This is a genomic window from Brevibacterium moorei (assembly GCF_024580735.1).
In the GTDB taxonomy this organism is placed as follows: Bacteria; Actinomycetota; Actinomycetes; order Actinomycetales; family Brevibacteriaceae; genus Brevibacterium; species Brevibacterium moorei.
The window spans coordinates 150477-167441 of record NZ_JANIJX010000004.1 but is presented as its reverse complement, the minus strand read 5'-3'; the positions used below and the strand labels follow the sequence as shown (position 1 = coordinate 167441).

At 65.5% G+C, this 16965-nt stretch carries 13 protein-coding genes and 2 tRNA genes; 6 read left to right on the top strand and 9 right to left on the bottom strand.

Annotated features, from left to right (window positions below; translation table 11 throughout):
- Positions 1–94: 94 nt before the first annotated feature.
- Both NQ034_RS04670 and NQ034_RS04665 read left to right on the top strand, forming a co-directional pair.
- The gene (locus NQ034_RS04670; RefSeq protein ID WP_257047288.1) at positions 95–3649 is read left to right on the top strand and encodes a proline dehydrogenase family protein; all 3555 of its coding nucleotides are present in this window, start codon (positions 95–97) and stop codon (positions 3647–3649) included.
- Between the two features lie 133 nt (positions 3650–3782).
- Positions 3783–4136 (top strand): DUF3817 domain-containing protein, encoded by a 354-nt coding sequence (locus NQ034_RS04665; RefSeq protein ID WP_257047287.1) that lies wholly within the window; start codon positions 3783–3785, stop codon positions 4134–4136.
- Here the strand turns inward: NQ034_RS04665 and NQ034_RS04660 are convergent.
- Positions 4116–5048, bottom strand: a complete 933-nt coding sequence (locus NQ034_RS04660; RefSeq protein WP_257047286.1) for a CPBP family intramembrane glutamic endopeptidase — start codon at positions 5046–5048, stop codon at positions 4116–4118. The two genes, NQ034_RS04665 and NQ034_RS04660, sit on opposite strands and share 21 nt — an antisense overlap.
- A gap of 158 nt (positions 5049–5206) precedes the next feature.
- On the opposite strand from NQ034_RS04660, the gene NQ034_RS04655 reads away from it, so the two are divergent.
- Positions 5207–6403 carry a sensor histidine kinase gene (locus NQ034_RS04655; protein ID WP_257047285.1) on the top strand — a complete coding sequence of 399 codons (1197 nt, stop codon included), beginning with the start codon at positions 5207–5209 and terminating at the stop codon, positions 6401–6403.
- Positions 6400–7095 carry a response regulator transcription factor gene (locus NQ034_RS04650; protein WP_257047284.1) on the top strand — a complete coding sequence of 232 codons (696 nt, stop codon included), beginning with the start codon at positions 6400–6402 and terminating at the stop codon, positions 7093–7095. The genes NQ034_RS04655 and NQ034_RS04650 overlap by 4 nt, the downstream gene beginning before the upstream one ends.
- Before the next feature lie 29 nt (positions 7096–7124).
- Here NQ034_RS04650 and NQ034_RS04645 read toward each other — a convergent pair whose 3' ends face one another.
- Positions 7125–7937 (bottom strand): SDR family oxidoreductase, encoded by an 813-nt coding sequence (locus tag NQ034_RS04645; protein ID WP_257047283.1) that lies wholly within the window; start codon positions 7935–7937, stop codon positions 7125–7127.
- A gap of 164 nt (positions 7938–8101) precedes the next feature.
- On the opposite strand from NQ034_RS04645, the gene valS reads away from it, so the two are divergent.
- Positions 8102–10741, top strand: a complete 2640-nt coding sequence (gene valS / locus NQ034_RS04640; RefSeq protein WP_257047282.1) for a valine--tRNA ligase — start codon at positions 8102–8104, stop codon at positions 10739–10741.
- Between the two features lie 129 nt (positions 10742–10870).
- Here valS and clpX read toward each other — a convergent pair whose 3' ends face one another.
- From clpX to NQ034_RS04615, 5 genes are all read right to left on the bottom strand, one after another.
- On the bottom strand, positions 10871–12151 hold the full coding sequence (gene clpX, locus NQ034_RS04635; protein ID WP_257047281.1) for an ATP-dependent Clp protease ATP-binding subunit ClpX: 1281 nt from the start codon (positions 12149–12151) through the stop codon (positions 10871–10873).
- A gap of 220 nt (positions 12152–12371) precedes the next feature.
- Entirely contained in the window at positions 12372–12998 is a 627-nt protein-coding gene (locus NQ034_RS04630; protein ID WP_257047334.1) for an ATP-dependent Clp protease proteolytic subunit, read from the bottom strand.
- Positions 12999–13057: 59 nt separating this feature from the next.
- Entirely contained in the window at positions 13058–13621 is a 564-nt protein-coding gene (locus NQ034_RS04625; RefSeq protein WP_257047333.1) for an ATP-dependent Clp protease proteolytic subunit, read from the bottom strand.
- Positions 13622–13869: 248 nt separating this feature from the next.
- Positions 13870–15234 carry a trigger factor gene (gene tig, locus NQ034_RS04620; RefSeq protein ID WP_257047280.1) on the bottom strand — a complete coding sequence of 455 codons (1365 nt, stop codon included), beginning with the start codon at positions 15232–15234 and terminating at the stop codon, positions 13870–13872.
- A 215-nt stretch (positions 15235–15449) separates the two neighbouring features.
- A tRNA-Gly gene (locus NQ034_RS04615) sits at positions 15450–15523 on the bottom strand.
- Positions 15524–15664: 141 nt separating this feature from the next.
- Here NQ034_RS04615 and NQ034_RS04610 point away from each other — a divergent pair.
- A tRNA-Pro gene (locus tag NQ034_RS04610) sits at positions 15665–15738 on the top strand.
- Positions 15739–15814: 76 nt separating this feature from the next.
- Here the strand turns inward: NQ034_RS04610 and NQ034_RS04605 are convergent.
- Positions 15815–16273 carry a ribose-5-phosphate isomerase gene (locus NQ034_RS04605; protein WP_257047279.1) on the bottom strand — a complete coding sequence of 153 codons (459 nt, stop codon included), beginning with the start codon at positions 16271–16273 and terminating at the stop codon, positions 15815–15817.
- A gap of 25 nt (positions 16274–16298) precedes the next feature.
- Positions 16299–16907 carry a mycothiol-dependent nitroreductase Rv2466c family protein gene (locus NQ034_RS04600; protein WP_257047278.1) on the bottom strand — a complete coding sequence of 203 codons (609 nt, stop codon included), beginning with the start codon at positions 16905–16907 and terminating at the stop codon, positions 16299–16301.
- Between the last annotated feature and the right edge of the window lie 58 nt (positions 16908–16965).

Below are 16965 nucleotides of genomic sequence, written 5' to 3'. Positions count from 1 at the left end.
CTCCTCCCCCGAAAACGTTGCTTCCGACTCATTATGCCCGGTCGCGGGCCCGCATATCTGGCGTGATGGAACAGACAATTCCAGACTGGAGGACATGACCCATACCACTGAAACCACCCCCGCGGATCCGACCACGGCGTTGGCGGACCTGTCCGCTGCTGCGATCGCCCGCGTCCGCCGTTGGCTGCGCATGTCTTCTGCACAGGCGCAGCCCGATCCTGCAGCCGCCCGCCTGGCCGCCGTGCTCCAAGACCCCACCGGGCTCGACTTCACAGTCGGCTTCGTCGACCGGGTCATCCGCACCGAGGACTCCAGGGCGGCGGGCAGAGCACTCAAAGAGGTCGCCGCACTGGCCCCGGCGTCCCTGCCCGCGCTGGACCGCGCGCAGATCAGGGCCGGTGCCGCACTGGCCGAGATCGCCCCCGATGTGGTCGTGCCGATCGCCCGGAACCGACTGCGCTCAATGGTCGAGCACATGGTCGTCGACGCCCGCGAGCGCCAGTTGGGCCGTGCGCTGGCGAAGATCCACGAACAGGGCCACCGGCTCAATATCAACCTCTTGGGCGAGGCCGTCCTGGGCGAGGACGAGGCCGATCATCATTTGGCCGAAACACACCGGCTGGTGGCACGCGAGGATGTCGACTATGTCTCGATCAAGGTCTCCTCGATCGCCTCGCAGCTGAACATGTGGGCCTATGACGACACCATCGAATACGTACTGGACCGCCTGCGTCCCCTGTACCGCGAGGCAGCGGCCGCACCCGCCGGCAAGAAGTTCATCAACCTGGACATGGAGGAATACCGTGACCTGGAACTGACCATCGCGGTGTTCACCCGCCTGCTCGACGAGCCGGAGCTCAAGCAGCTGGAAGCAGGCATCGTGCTGCAGGCCTATCTACCGGACGCTCTGGGCGCGATGCAGCGTCTCAGCGACTTTGCCTCCAAACGCGTGGCCGCAGGCGGCGCCGGCATCAAGGTCCGCCTGGTCAAGGGGGCGAACCTGGCAATGGAGCGGGTCGCCGCTGAAACACACGATTGGCCTCTGACGACGAATCCGTCCAAGCAGGCAACCGATGCGAACTACAAGCGGGTGCTGTACTGGCTGTTCACCCGTGAACGGATGGCGGGCCTGCGGATCGGGGTGGCAGGACACAATCTGTTCGATATCGCCTTCGCCCATGAGCTGTCCCTGGCTCGCGGGGTGGCCGATCGGGTGGAGTTCGAGATGCTCCAGGGAATGGCGCGGGAACAGTCCGATGTGGTCTCCCAGGACGTTGGGCAGCTACTGCTGTACGTACCGGCGGTCAAGCCGGCGGAGTTCGATGTGGCGATCTCCTATCTGGTGCGCAGACTGGAAGAGAATTCGGCTAGCGAGAACTTCATGTCGGGGATCTTCGAACTGGCCAACGGCAACGAGATGTTCGACCGCGAGTGTACGCGGTTCCGCTCCGCGGTGGACGATCTGGCCACTCTGCTCGATGCGCATGGAGAGACTGCACCGCCGGCCAATCGCCAGCAGGATCGCTCTGCCGAGGCCGCTGCTGGGCCGCGCGAGCTGTCGGCCCAGGAGGTCGAATCGCGCCTGGCCGACTTCGTCAACGAGCCGGACACGGACCCATCCCTGCCCGCCAACCAGAGGTGGACCGCTGAGGCGATCGCGTCCTCGGCGGCTCAGGACTTCGCTCCTGCGGGTGCAACCGCCACGCCGTTGGCCTCCTCGGCCGATGTGGACGAACTCGTCGGGCGGGGCCGCGCCGCCGCCGCCGATTGGTCCGCTCTGGGTGCCCGTGGGCGTGGCGAAGTGTTGCTGCGCGCCGCCGAGGTGTTCGGCGCGCGCCGTGGCGAGTTCTTGGCCGTCATGGCCGCCGAGGCCGGGAAGACTCCCGCGCAGGCCGACCCGGAGGTATCCGAGGCCATCGACTTCATCCGCTACTACGCACACCGCGCGGTGGAGTTGGAGGAGTTGCAGGCCCGCGACGGCGTGACCTTCGCCCCCGACCGGCTGGTGCTGGTGACTCCCCCGTGGAACTTCCCTGTGGCCATCCCGACAGGGTCAACGGTGGCGGCGTTGGCAGTGGGTGCCGCGGCCGTGCACAAGCCGTCCATGCCCACACCGCGGTGTTCGGCGCTCATCATCGAGTGCCTGCACCAGGCCGGCGTGCCGACCGACGTGCTGCAGCTGGTGGCCCCGGTCGAAGGTGAGATCGGCCAGGCACTGGTGGCCCACCCTGGCGTGGACCGTGTGATCCTGACCGGTGCCAGCGACACCGCAGCCCTGTTCCGCTCCTTCAACCCGGAACTGGCCATCAATGCGGAGACCAGCGGCAAGAACGCGCTCATCGTCACTCCATCGGCCGACCGCGACCTGGCTGTGGCGGACCTGGTGACATCCGCTTTCGGGCACGCCGGACAGAAGTGTTCCGCGGCCTCACTGGCCATCATGGTGGGCCCGGTCTACAAGTCCGAGCGCTTCCGTCGGCAGCTGGTGGACGCAGTGTCGTCACTCGTCGTGGATTACCCTGCGGACCTGCGAAGCGTTGTGGGACCGCTGACGGAGGATCCGTCGGACAAGTTGCGCCGCGCGCTGACCGCGCTGGAGCCCGGCGAATCCTGGCTGGTGGAGCCCAAACAGCTCGACGACACGGGCCGGTTGTGGTCCCCCGGTGTCAAGGACGGGGTCAAGCCCGGGTCCTTCTTCCACCTCACCGAGTGCTTCGGCCCGGTGCTGGGGCTCATGGATGCGCGCAGCCTGGATGAGGCGATCGAATTGCAGAACGCGGTGGACTACGGGCTGACCGCCGGTATCCACTCGCTGGACACCTCCGAGGTGGGCACCTGGCTGGACCGGGTGCAGGCCGGCAACCTGTACGTCAACCGCGGGATCACCGGCGCGATCGTGCGCCGCCAGCCCTTCGGCGGCTGGAAGAAGTCCTCGGTGGGTCTGGGTTCGAAGGCCGGCGGGCCGAACTACCTCATGTTGTTCGGGTCCTGGGCCGATGGGGAGTCCGGCGCGCAGGATTCGGCCGGCCAGACCGCTTCCTGGCTGGCCGCGGCTGCAGCGTCCGATTGCGACGCGTGGGTAACTGAGTTCGGCGTTGGCCACGACCCGACGGGTCTGAGGTCGGAGGCCAACCTGTTCCGCTATGTGCCGCGTGCCGTCACGCTGCGGGTGGGCGCGGACGCGAGCGCCGCGGCTGTGGCCCGGTCGGTGCATGCCGGCGGCGTCGCAGGGGCACCCGTGGGCGTCGTTGCCGATCCGGCCGCCAAGGAGGTGGTCGCCGCGGCGGCCGAGTTGCTCAAGGGTGAAGGCCTGGCCGGCGAGGCCGCTCGGGCCGCCGCTGCCATGCTTGGCTCCGCTCGTTTCCAGGGCGCCGAGGAGTTCGCCAAGGCGCTCGTGGCCGGTACCTATGACGACACAGTCGGTGCCCGGGTGCGCGTGCTGGGTAGGGTCGAGCCCGGCCTGTACGAGGCCGTTACCGGCCGTCCCGAGGTCGCACTGATCACCGATGACGCGACGGTATCCGGCCGGGTGGAGTTGAGGTACTACCTGAGTGAGCAGGCGATCTCCATGACCCTGCACCGCTTCGGCAATCCCAGCCCGGACTTCCACCGGCTGGCCGATGCCCTCTCGCCGAACCGCCGCAAATGATCGATTCGGCCGCGCTGAGTCGAAAGTCTGTGATGGCTCGGCGCGGCGGTCCTATAGGGTAGGTATGCCTGCCTTCTCGGCACTGCCGGGTCGACCCGGCAGACCCATCGAACGACCTACCGAGGATTGACGCATGTCCGCCAGTACCCCGTCCCCCACCACCGCCATCGCACCTGCCGGTTCGGCCTTCCGACTGCTGTTCCGTTCGGCCGCCATCATCGAAGCCTGCACCTGGGTGGGCATGATCACCGCCCTCATCGTGAAGTATCCGCTGGCCGGCAGCCCGATGGGAGTGACGGTGTTCGGGTGGATTCACGGAATCGCCTGGATCCTCTTCGTCCTGGCGTGCCTGGCCGCGGCAGTGCGCTTCCGCTGGACCTGGTGGGCATTGCCGCTGGGACTGGTCATGTCCGTGCTGCCGTTCCTCACGGTGCCCTTCGACATCTGGATGGAGCGCACGGGCCGGCTATCGACCCGCCGCAACTGAGTATTTCTCCGCACGGCCACCCACTCGCAACAGCAGCAGACCAACGCCGATGGTCACGATGAGCGAGACGCCAAGGCCCACGAGTGACTCCGACTCCGCATTCATGTCAGCAAGGCCTACCGCACCCAGGGCGAATATCGTTACGTTGTTCACAACATGTAAGGCGATTCCCGCTTCAATCCCTCCGGTCCGATAGGCCAGTACCCCGGTCACAACGGCGAATACGGCCACGTCGACCAGGCCGGTCCAATCATAGGTATGGCCCAGCACGAAAATGGGTACCGGCAACAGAATCGCCCAAGCCGGGTGCCGCAGCCAGGAGCCGATGATCTGGGCTAAGAAACCGCGAAACAGGTATTCCTCCGCCGCGGCCTGGAGGGGAACCAGCACGATGATCACAACCAACAACACGACAGCGTGCGCGTCAAACATGATCTGTGGACCCCGGCCGGCCAGCAAGGCATAGGCCAGAAGCACCGGCACAATGACGGCCGCAGCGATGCATAAGGATACCCAGACCCGCCGCCACCGCAGCCGGCCGGCCACCGATGACAGTTGTCCCGCCGGACGCCGCCAGGCAATCCGGGTGGCCACGAGGCAACACGGCAAGAACATGAAAAGCGAGAGACACAAGAGCAACAGCGTCAGCGGGTTGCCCATGTCTTCAAGGTCCGAGTCTGCGCCGAAATCGATGCCGACGGCGCTGGCGAACTCCGTAAGCGAACCGGCCAGCGAAGTCTGGCACAGCAGCTCCCAACCGACCATTCCGAGAAGAATGACGACCAGCAGGGCAACTCCCATGCCGAAGTACAAGCCGACCGCAGTTGCCAGGGCCACGAGTGGGCGCCACCAGCGGTAGTTGGGTTGGTCGTGTGCTATTCGATGATAGGCCGTCTGTGTTCGAGCGTTCATGCCTACCACTCCACACCGTCTGCGCCATAACAACATCGGCCGCCCGGCCCATTCGTCCATGGCACATCTCACGTCACGGGTCATACTTATGGCCGAGGTCCGTCCCCTGACGACTGCTTATGATCGAAGGTATGCACTCACGGTGGCTCAGAATCAGCGTGACGACGGTGGCGTGTTTCCTCATCGGGTTCTGCCTGTTCATCACGAACGTGTATCTGGCTACCGACGGCGACCCCGCAGGGTTGAGTCCGGCGGCCGAGCGGCGAATCGGAGCCCTGACTGCTGTGGACTTCTGGTCCGGTCTGCTCGCCCTCATCGCGCTCCCCGTTGCACTGTATTGCCTGGACCACATTCGCCATCGCCTGGGTGCCGTCTTCATCATCCTCGTCAGCGTGTTGGCGATCGCGTCCACCTGGGCATTCCCCGGCGCGGTCGTCGCACTGCTCACCGCATACTCCCGCGGGCGCACGCCCACGGCCACGGTGGGTACTGTGGTGCTGGCCGCCGGGGGTGTCGCGTGGCCGGTCCTGACCGGAACGGCCAATGGCGCTTCCCCCGTGTCACTTGCCGCAGTCAACATGGGATTCGCGATCGTATTGTGCGCGGCCGGATTACTATCGGCCCGGCGGCGCAATACGCGCCAAAGTGTGCAGCGCCTTGCCTCTCTCAACCGGGAACAAGCCGCACGACTGGCTGAAAAGGCCCGACGGGTCGAGCGTGCGCGAATCGCGCGTGAGCTGCACGATTCCATCGCCCATCGTCTGAGCCTCATCAGCGTTCATGCAGGCGTTCTGGAGGTCAGTCCCCAAGCCGCCCCGAGCCTCATCCGGCAGGAGTCAGCTCTGATCGGCTCGACCGCGCGTCAGGCCGTGGACGACTTACACACTGTGCTGACGGTCCTGCGTGAGGACTCGGGCATGCCCGGCCCGGCAGCATTGACACTCGTGTCCGAATACCTGAGCCAGGCCAGAGTCAGCGGCCAACGCGTTGCCTGCAACCTCAGCGACGAGGACTTCGACCGCCTGTTGGCCAGCCTGCCGGTGGTAGTCGCACAGACGGCCTGCCGCATCGTCCAGGAATCGCTGACCAACGCGCGCAAGCATGCGCCCGGCCAGGAGGTATCCATCGCTGTGGGCAGGACACGCCGCGCGATCACACTGAAAATTTCTAACCGTGCACCCGCCGCAGGTGAAGCCGCGGCCGGAGCCGCCGAAGGCACACGGCGTGGTTACGGACTGGTCGGACTACACGAACGAGCCATGCTACTAGGAGGCCGGCTCATAACTACCGGGCCCACACCCGGCCACCCATATTTCGCCTTGAAAGCCAGGCTTCCCCTGGAGGTGACGCTTTGAGCACGCGCGTATTGGTCGTCGACGACGAAGAGCTGATCCGCACCGGAATCACGCTGGTGCTGAGCAGCAGTCCACTCATCGACGTCGTCGGCCAGGCCACCAATGGTGCCGAGGCAGTCGAACTCGCCCAGACACTGCGCCCCGATGTCATCCTCATGGACATCCGCATGCCGGTTATGGACGGGATCACCGCCGCCCGGCAGATCCGCAGCGGCGCCACCCACACAGATAGCCCGGATGGCCCCGCGGTCCTGGTCCTCACCGCGTTCGACACTGAGAACTACGTCATCGAGGCAATCGCGGCCGGCGCGACAGGCTTTCTTCTCAAGGCATCGCCGCCAGCCCGCCTCATCGCCGCCGTCACATCGGCCGATGAGGGAAATGCGCCGTTAGATGCGGGCGTGCTCCGGCGGCTGGTCCGAACTACGCCACCCGACCAGCCCGCGCAGCAGCAAACAACACAGTCGACGGTCCATTCAATCTCGGAGATGAAACTCGCAACTCTGAGCGAGCGCGAGTTGGAAATCGCCAGGCTCATCGCCGAGGGTCTGTCGAATGCCGAAATTCAGAAACGGCTGTTCATCTCTCTGGCCACCACGAAGACTCACGTCACCCATATTTTCGAAAAGCTTGGAGTCGACAACCGCGTGCGGGTCGCGGTTGTCGTCCTCCAGGCGGACGTGGAGGGTTGAAGGCCCAAGTCCTACCCATCCCTCGTCGCTTACAACCCCTGGTTGCGGGCGACCTTGTGCTGGGCGGCCTGGGCGATCGGACGGATCACCATGCGGTCGACGTTGAAGTGGTGCGGCCGGGTCAGCGTGTAGACGATCGCATCGGCGCAGTCATCGGAGGTCAACGGCTTCTCCACCCCCGCATACACCTTGTCCGCGGCCTCCTGCGAGCCCAGGCGCTTGGCGGAGAACTCCTCAGTCGCAACCATCCCCGGGTCGATCTCGATGACGCGCACGGGTTTGCCCGCCAGCTCCAAGCGCAGGGTTTCGGCGATCGCAGTGGTGCCGTGCTTGGCGGCGGTGTATCCACCGCCGCCTTCGTAGACGATCAGGCCGGCGGTCGAGGACATGACGACGATGTCCCCGCGGCCGGATTCGATCAGGGCAGGCAGCAGCGCCTTGACGGTGCGGACGGTGCCCATCACGTTCAGGTCGAGCATCCGCTGCCAGTCGTCCAGGTTCGCATCGATGATGTCGTCCTGGCCGAAGGCCGCGCCGGCATTGGCCACCAGGGAATTCACCGGTCCGGCTGCCGTGACCTCCGCTGCCATCCGGGCCATGTCCTCGTCACTGGTGACATCGGCGGTGATCGGATGGCAGCCGGTCTCAGCGGCCAGTTCCGCCAGGCGGTCGGCGCGCCGGGCCACGGCGAATACGTCCCAGCCCAGTGCGCACAGCCGGCGCACCGTTGCCGCGCCCATCCCCGAGCTGGCGCCGGTGACCACCGCGCGCAGGGTCTCGGCACCGCGCTCGGCGCCGGCGTCCTGGCCCGTGGTCTGCTGTCCGTGGATCTGCTCCGTCATCTGTGAGTCCCCTCTCCGTAGTGTTTCGGTCCGGCCGGTGGCGCTCGCATTCGCACCGCCGGGTCTGTGATTCTCGTCCCACCCTACTGGTTCCCCTACCGTCTCCGACCGGGTGCACGCCGGTAGGATTGGCCGGAGTCGCTTTTTGGTGAGAAAATCGGCCCATGGACTACACCCCCAGCACACATGACTCGGTGCATCTTCCGGACAAACCGGCCCTCGAGGGCCTCAAGGACAAATGGGACCGGAAATGGGGTGAGGACCAGGTCTACGCCTTCGACCGCGAAACCACGCGGGAGGCGGTCTACGCGATCGACACTCCCCCGCCCACGGCTTCGGGCTCCCTGCACGTCGGCCACGTGTTCTCCTACACCCAGACCGATGTGATCGCGCGCTACCAGCGCATGAACGGAAAGAACGTCTTCTACCCCCTGGGCTGGGACGACAACGGCCTGCCCACCGAACGCCGCGTGCAGAACTACTTCGGCGTCAAGTGCGTGCCCTCGCTGCCCTACGACCCGGACTTCCAGCCGCCGGCCAAGGCGCCCAGGAACGCCCGCGATTTCGTCCCGGTCTCCCGCCAGAACTTCATCGAACTGTGCGAGCGCCTGGCCACTGACGATGAAAAGGTCTTCGAGGGCCTGTTCCGCTCCGTCGGCCTGTCGGTGGACTGGAAGTACACCTACCGGACGATCGACGACACCTCGCGTGCCGTGTCCCAGCGCGCCTTCTTGACCGACCTGGCAGCCGGCCACGCCTACTCGCAGGACGCCCCCACGATGTGGGACGTCACCTTCGGCACAGCCGTCGCGCAGGCCGAACTCGAAGACCGTGAACGCGACGGCGCCTACCACCGGATCGCCTTCTACCCCGAGGGCGCCAACGGCCTGGCCGACACCTCGGCCGAACCGGTCGTCATCATGACGACCCGGCCCGAGCTCATCCCGGCAGTGGTCGCCCTCGTCGCCCACCCGGACGATGAGCGCTATCAGCCGCTGTTCGGACGTCGGGTCGTCTCCCCGCTGTTCGGCGTCGCGATCGACGTGCGCGCCCATCAGCTGGCGAAGATGGACAAGGGCACCGGCATCGCGATGGTCTGTACCTTCGGCGACCTGACCGACGTCACCTGGTGGCGCGAACTGGATCTGCCGACGCGTGCGGTCATCACCCGCGACGGCCGGCTGGCCCGCGACACCCCGGAGTGGATCACGGACTCCCCCAAGGCCGACGCTAACGAGCAGTACCAGCAGCTGGCCGGCAAGACGAGCTTCTCGGCCAAGGCCGCGATCGTGGATCTGCTGCGCGAATCCGGCGATCTGCTGGCAGAGCCGGAGCCCATCAAGCACCCGGTGCCCTTCTACGAGAAGGGCGATAAGCCGCTGGAGGTCGTCACCAGCCGCCAGTGGTACCTGCGCAATGGCGGGCGCTCCGCCGAGATCCGCGAACAGCTGCTGGCCCGCGGCCGTGAGCTGACCTGGCACCCCGCGTTCATGCAGTCGCGCTACGAGAACTGGGTGGAGGGCCTCAACGGGGACTGGCTGGTCTCCCGCCAGCGCTACTTCGGCGTGCCGATCCCCCTGTGGTACCGCCTGGACGCCTCCGGCGAACCCGACTACGACAATCCGATCGTCCCGGACGATGCGCAGCTGCCGGTCGACCCCGCGGCGCAGGCGCCCGCCGGATTCGATGAGTCCCAGCGGGATCAGCCCGGTGGCTTCACCGGAGACCCCGATGTGCTCGACACCTGGGCGACGTCCTCGCTGACCCCGCAGATCGTGGGCGGCTGGAGCCGGGATGAGGACCTGTTCAACAAGGTCTTCCCGATGGATCTGCGCCCGCAAGGCCACGACATCATCCGCACCTGGTTGTTCTCCACCGTCGTCCGTGCGAATTCGCTCAACGGCTCCCTGCCGTGGACCGACACGGCGCTGTCGGGATGGATCCTGGATCCGGACCGGAAGAAGATGTCGAAGTCCAAGGGCAATGTGGTCGTGCCCAGTGACATCCTGGCCGAGCACAAGCCGGGCTTCGGCCCCGACGCGGTGCGCTACTGGGCTGCCTCGGCCCGTCTGGGCGCCGACACGGCCTACGACGTCTCGCAGATGCAGATCGGCCGCCGTCTGGCGATGAAGCTGCTCAACGCCTCCAAGTTCGCGCTGGCCCAGGGCGTGCACGGCGGACTGGTCGGCCAGTTCGACTCCGTCACGCACGAGATCGACCGTGCGCTGCTGGCCAAGCTGGCCGCGACCGTCGAGTCCGCGGGCAAGCACTTCGCCGATTACGACTACGCCCATGCCCTGCGTGTGAGCGAGTCGTTCTTCTGGGACTTCGCCGACGACTACGTCGAACTGGTCAAGGACCGTTCCTATGGAGCCCAGGGCGAGGCCGGCCAGCTGTCAGCGCACGTCACCCTGGCCACGGCACTGCACACGCTGCTGCGCCTGTTCGCCCCGTTCATGCCGTTCGTCACCGAAGAGGTGTGGTCGTGGTGGCAGTCCGGTTCGGTCCACCGTGCCGCATGGCCGCAGGCTGACGAGCTGTCCGGCATCCAGGGCGATCCGCGCGTCATCACACTGGCCGGCCAGGTGCTCGGGTCGATCCGCGGGAAGAAGACCGAGGCCAAGGCCTCGCAGAAGACCCGCATCGCCTCCGCGCGCCTGACCCTGGCGGCTGCTGACCTGCCGTTGGTCGAGTCCGCTGCCGGTGACATCCAGGCTGCGGGCCGGGTGGACGCCTGGACCCTGGTGTCCGCTGAGGCCGCCGAGCCGGTGCTCGACGAGGTTGAGTTCGCCACTGCGGACTAGGCTTCAACGTCCGAAAAGGGCCGGGCCCGTACAGTCACCGACTGTACGGGCCCGGCCCTTTCACTTGAAAGCGAGGGCACGGTGGCCGAGGCTCGGGCCCCGGACTCCGGGGCCCTCCTGCCTGAGTGTTCAGGCGCTTTTGCGCCGCCGCTGAGTGATGCCCCTGGCAGAGGTCTTGGGCACCAGGGTGGGTGCCACGTTGTTCTCCACGACCTCCCTGGTGATCACCACCCGCTCGACGTCGTCCCGACTGGGGATCTCGAACATGACCGGCTGGAGCACCTCTTCCATGATGGACCGCAGGCCACGGGCGCCCGTCCCGCGCAGCAGCGCCTGGTCCGCAATCGCCTCCAGGGCGTCGTCGGCGAATTCCAGGTTCACCCCATCGATGTCGAACATCTTCTGATACTGCTTGGTCAGAGCATTGCGGGGTTGGGTGAGGATTTCGATCAGCGCTTCCCGATCCAGATCACTGACCGTGGCCAGCACTGGGAGACGGCCGATGAATTCGGGGATCAGACCGAACTTGTGGAGGTCTTCTGGCAGAACTTCCGAATAGACGTCGTCGGTATCCTGCTTGGAGGCGATGAGCGCTCCGAAGCCGATCCCGTGCTTGCCCTTGCGGGAGGCGATGATCTCCTCCAAACCGGCGAAGGCGCCGGCCACGATGAACAGGACGTTCGTCGTATCGATCTGGATGAACTCCTGATGCGGGTGTTTACGGCCGCCCTGCGGCGGGACCGAGGCCTGCGTGCCCTCCAAGATCTTCAGCAGGGCCTGTTGGACGCCCTCGCCCGACACGTCCCTGGTAATCGAGGGGTTCTCCGATTTGCGGGCGATCTTGTCGATCTCGTCGATGTAGATGATGCCTGTCTGCGCGCGCTCCACGTCGAAGTCCGCGGCCTGGATGAGCTTGAGGAGGATATTCTCCACGTCTTCACCGACATAGCCCGCCTCCGTCAATGCAGTCGCATCCGCCACCGCAAAGGGGACGTTGAGGCGTTTGGCAAGTGTCTGGGCCAGATAGGTCTTGCCAGAACCCGTAGGACCGACCATGAGGATATTCGACTTGGCGATCTCCACCTCACTGTCGTCCACCCGGTCCTTATGCGCCCGAATCCGCTTGTAGTGGTTGTAGACCGCTACGGACAGGGCCCGCTTGGCGGCGTCCTGGCCGATGACGTATTCGTCGAGGAAGTCGTAGATCTCCGCGGGTTTGGGCAGGGTGAAATCCGCTACCTCTTCGCTTGCGACCTGGTTGAGTTCCTCTTCGATGATCTCGTTGCACAGCCCGATGCACTCATCACAGATGTATACGCCTGGGCCGGCGATGAGTTTGCGGACCTGCTTCTGCGACTTCCCACAGAAGTTGCATTTGAGGAGGTCTGCGCTCTCAGAACTGCGTGCCACAGTGTCTACCTTTCTTGATGAGGTTCCGGATCTGCATGTCGTGCTCATCATAGCCGGGGCGTCTGACACGCCCACTCATCGTATTCGAAACACGACGGGCGGGTCAGCCCGATTACTCGCGTAACCACTCTAACCCGCCCGTCATCTCACGGCCTAACTACCGCGCCCGCCGCAAGGGCACTACGATCTCACGCAATGCCCCGGCCGCGCGCGTAGAGGATCACTGCGCCTTGCGCGAGGCCAGCACCTCGTCGACCAGGCCGTAGTCCTTGGCCTGAGCGGCGGTCAGGAACAGATCGCGTTCGATGTCGTTCGAGACCTGCTCGGGCGTCTTATTGGAGTGACTCGACAGGGTCTCCTCCAACCAGGTGCGCATGCGCAGGACCTCGGCGGCCTGGATCTCCAGGTCGGAGGCCTGGCCCTGGCCCTGGCCCTGCATCGCGGGCTGGTGGATGAGCACGCGGGCGTTCGGCAGTGCCAGGCGCTTGCCCGGCGCCCCGGCTGCCAGCAGCACGGCCGCTGCACTGGCCGCCTGGCCCAGGCACACCGTCTGGATCTGCGGCTTGACATACTGCATCGTGTCGTAGATCGCCGTCAGCGCGGTGAAGGAACCACCCGGCGAGTTGATGTACAGGGTGATGTCGCGATCCGGGTCCTGCGATTCCAGGACCAGCAGCTGCGCCATGATGTCATCGGCGGAGGTGTCGTCGACCTGGACACCCAGGAAGATGACGCGGTCCTCGAACAGCTTGGTGTAGGGGTCCGTGCGCTTGAAGCCGTAAGGAGTGCGCTCCTCGAACTGCGGCATGACGTAACGGGCACTGGGCATCGCGGGACCGGCAGCCATCGGCGTCAGGTTGCCCGCCGTGGACAGCGGATTGATGATGGTCATGGTGTCCTTCCTGATCAGGCCTGGGAGCCCAGCTCGTCGGCGCTCGTGACGACCTTGTCGATGAAGCCGTACTCCAGGGCCTCGGCCGCGGTGAACCAGTGGTCGCGGTCGTTGTCCTTGAGGATCTGCTCCAGCGACTTGCCAGTCTGCTGTGCTGTCAGCTCCGCCATCTCCTGCTTCATCTTCAGGATCAGTTCGGCCTGGATCTTGATGTCCGTGGCCGTGCCGCCGATCCCGCCCAGGGGCTGGTGCATGAGCACCCGGGTGTGGGGCAGGGCGAAGCGCTTGCCCTTGGACCCCGAGGACAGCAGGAACTGTCCCATCGAAGCGGCCATACCCATCGCCACGGTGCCGACATCGGGCTTGATGTACTGCATCGTGTCGTAGATCGCCATGCCGGCGGTCACGGAACCTCCGGGGGAATTGATGTAGAGCCAGATGTCCTTGTCCGGGTCCTCGGCCGCCAGCAGCATCAGCTGAGCGCAGATGACGTTCGCATTGTCGTCACGCACGTCCTCTCCCAGCCAGATGATGCGTTCCTTCAGCAACCGGTTGAAGATGTGATCGTCCAGGCCCATGCCACCGCCGTTGCCGGCGGCCACGGGGCGGGAGTCGAGGTCTTTTCCTGCCACGCTTGTCTCCTGTGGGTTGATCGTTGCTTTCTTGGAACTCTAACCGGACCATCCCCCGTTTTAGTCCCACAACCGCCGGTGTTCGCTGGCAGCTTGAGAACCGGGCGGGGCCGGATACGCCAGAGGCGGGGCTCCTCCGGTAATCGGAGGGCCCCGCCCCTGGTCACCGGACCATTGGTCCGGCGTCGCAGAACTCAGGCGTCCTTGGACTCAGCGGCTTCCGCTGCTTCGGCCTCGGCGGCGTCGTCTTCGGCCTCTGCGGCTTCCTGGGCGGCCAGGCCGCCGGGAGTCGTGAAGGCGGTCATGTCGACGACATTGCCCTCGCCGTCCTTGACCACGGCACCGGCCAACACAGCGGCCAGGCCCTTGCGACGGGCGACCTCGCCCATGATCGCGGGGATCTGGCCCTGCGAATCGATGGCCTGTGCGAAGTCGTTGGGGTTCATGCCGTACTGCTGCGAGGCGGAGATGATGTATTCGATCAGCTCGCCCTGGCCGACCTCGACGTTCTCCGCGGCCACGACCTTGTCAAGGATGAACTGCGTGCGCAGTGCCTTCTCGGTGTCGGCGGTGACCTCGGTACGGTGCTCCTCGTCGTCCTCACGGCCCTCGCCCTCGAGGTGGCGCTTGACCTCGTCCTCGACCACGCGGGCCGGGACGGGCAGGTTCAGCTGCTCGAGCAGGGCCTCGAGGACCTTGTCGCGGGCTTCGACCCCCTGGTCCAGTTCCTTCTGCTGCGCGGCCTGCTTCTTCAGGTCCTCGCGCAGTTCGGCGATCGTGTCGAATTCGCTGGCCAGCTGGGCGAAGTCGTCGTCGGCCTCCGGCAGTTCGCGTTCCTTGACCGCGGTCAGCTTCAGCTTCACGGAGCCGGTCTCGCCGGCGTGCTCGCCACCGGCGATCGTGGTCTCGAAGGTGGTCTCCTCACCCGCGGACAGGCCCTCCAGGGCCTCGTCCTGGCCGTCGAGCATGGTACCGGCGCCGACCTGGTAGGAGATGTCTGAGGCGTTGTCGATCTCTTCGCCGTTGACCGAGGCGACCAGGTCGATGGTGACGAAATCGTCCTTGGCGGCCGGACGCTCGACGGACTTCAGAGTGCCGAAACGCGAACGCAGTTCGTCCAGCTGGGCATCGACGTCCTCATCGGTGACCTCGAAGGTGTCGACCGTGACCTCGATGGAGTCATAGGCCGGCAGTTCGAATTCAGGGCGGACGTCGACGTCGATCGTGAACTTCAGATCGCCGGATTCGGTGCCGTCGAGGCCGGGGACCTCGGTCACGTCGACCTCGGGGGTGCCCAGCGGTTCGAGCGACTGCTCGTCGATGGCCTTGCGGTAGAAGTCGTCGAGGCTGTTGTTCACGGCCTCCTGCAGGACGACCGGACGGCCCACACGCTGGTCGATGATGCGCGCAGGCACCTTGCCGCGGCGGAAACCGGGAACGTTGACCTGCTTGCCGATCTCCTTGTAGGCCTCGTCGATGCTCGGCTTGAGTTCGGCGTAGGGAGCTTCAATGCTGAGCTTGACGCGGGTCTCATCGACCCGCTCGACGGAGCTTTTCACTGTTTACCTCTTCGTTTCGGACATGGGTGAGCCGTTTGGCTCGGATATTCACCTGCCGTCACGCCCGCGAGGACTCCGCGGACACACCACGACAGGGCACGGTCAATGATTCTACTTGTCGCGGCCGGACTTTTGCACATCGGGTAGGGAACACTGGTGCATTCGACGACAAAGGCCCCGCCATCATGGTGCTGATGACGGGGCCTCGACGAATCTGGAGGGGATGACGGGAATCGAACCCGCGTAATCAGTTTGGAAGACTGAGGCTCTACCATTGAGCTACATCCCCGAAGGACGAGCTCAACTCTACTGGACGATCCGGCCATGCGCAAAACGGCCCCCGCAGCGTAGGTCCATAAGCCGGATTCGGCACCGCACCAACCGGGGATTAGGCGCCCCACCGGTGATGACATATACTCGATCACGGTCACGGGACGTGGCGCAGCTTGGTAGCGCGCCTGCTTTGGGAGCAGGATGTCGCAGGTTCAAATCCTGTCGTCCCGACCGAATGAACAGGGCCCCGGAGTTGAACTCCGGGGCCCTGTTCGTGTGCCGGGGGCAGTCACCCCGGCTCAGCGCATCACTTCTCTTCGTACGCGCCGATCTTCGCGATTCGGCGGGCGTGACGTTCATCACCGGAGAATGGTTCGGCCAGGAAGGCGTCGACGATCGCCAGAGCCTCGTCCTGCGGATGCTGCCGGGCGCCGATGGACACGATCCATGCATCGTTGTGCTGCCTGGCCAGCTGGGCTGTGTCGATGTTCCAGGCCAGGGCGCAGCGGGCGCCCTTGACCTTGTTCGCCGAGATCTGCTCGCCATTGCCCGAACCACCGACGACCACGCCGAGCGAGTCGAGGCCCTCCGCGCGGTCGGCGACCGTCGCCTCGGCCGCTGCGATGCAGAAGGACGGGTAGTCGTCGAGCGCATCGTATTCCAGCGCTCCGTGGTCCACGACCTCGAAGCCGGCTTCACTCAGATGCTGCTTGAGGATTTCCTTGAATTCGAAACCGGCATGATCGGTTCCCAGGTGCACGCGCACTGTCAGACTCCTAGTCGTAGGGTGTTCAGTCGAAGATCGGGCCGGATGTCCGGGTGCGCTTCAGTTCGAAGAACCCGGGGGTGCCGGCCACGAGGACGAGGCCGTCGAACAGTTTACCCGCGGCCTCGCCCTTGGGAGCGGGGGTGACGACGGGACCGAAGAAGGCGACATCGCCCACGGCCACGACCGGAGTGCCCACGTCCTCGCCGACCTTGGAGATCCCCTCCTGATGGGAGGCCCGCAGCGCATCGTCCCACTCAGTCGAATCAGCGGCCTGTGCCAGTTCCGCCGGCAGCCCGACCTCGGCCAGGGACTCGGCGATGACCTGCGGATAGTCCTTGTTGCCGCCCGGGTGAATGCGAGTGCCCATGGCCGTGTACAGCGGTTCGATGACCTGCTTGCCGTGACCGGCGGCCGCAGCGATGATCACCCGCACGGGGCCCCAGGCCCGCTGCATGGCGGCTTTGTAGTCCTCCGGCAGCTCCTCCCGGCCCTCGTTGAGCACTGCCAGGCTCATCACATGGAATTCGACCTCGACGTCGCGGACCCGCTGGACCTCCAGCGCCCAGCGCGATGCCATCCAGGCCCAGGGGCAGCTCGGATCGAACCAGAAATCTAGGGTTTGCGTGGCCATATCATCCTCCGAGGAATCGACGGTGCCCGGTGGCTGCCCGGGCCTCACATGAAAGAAT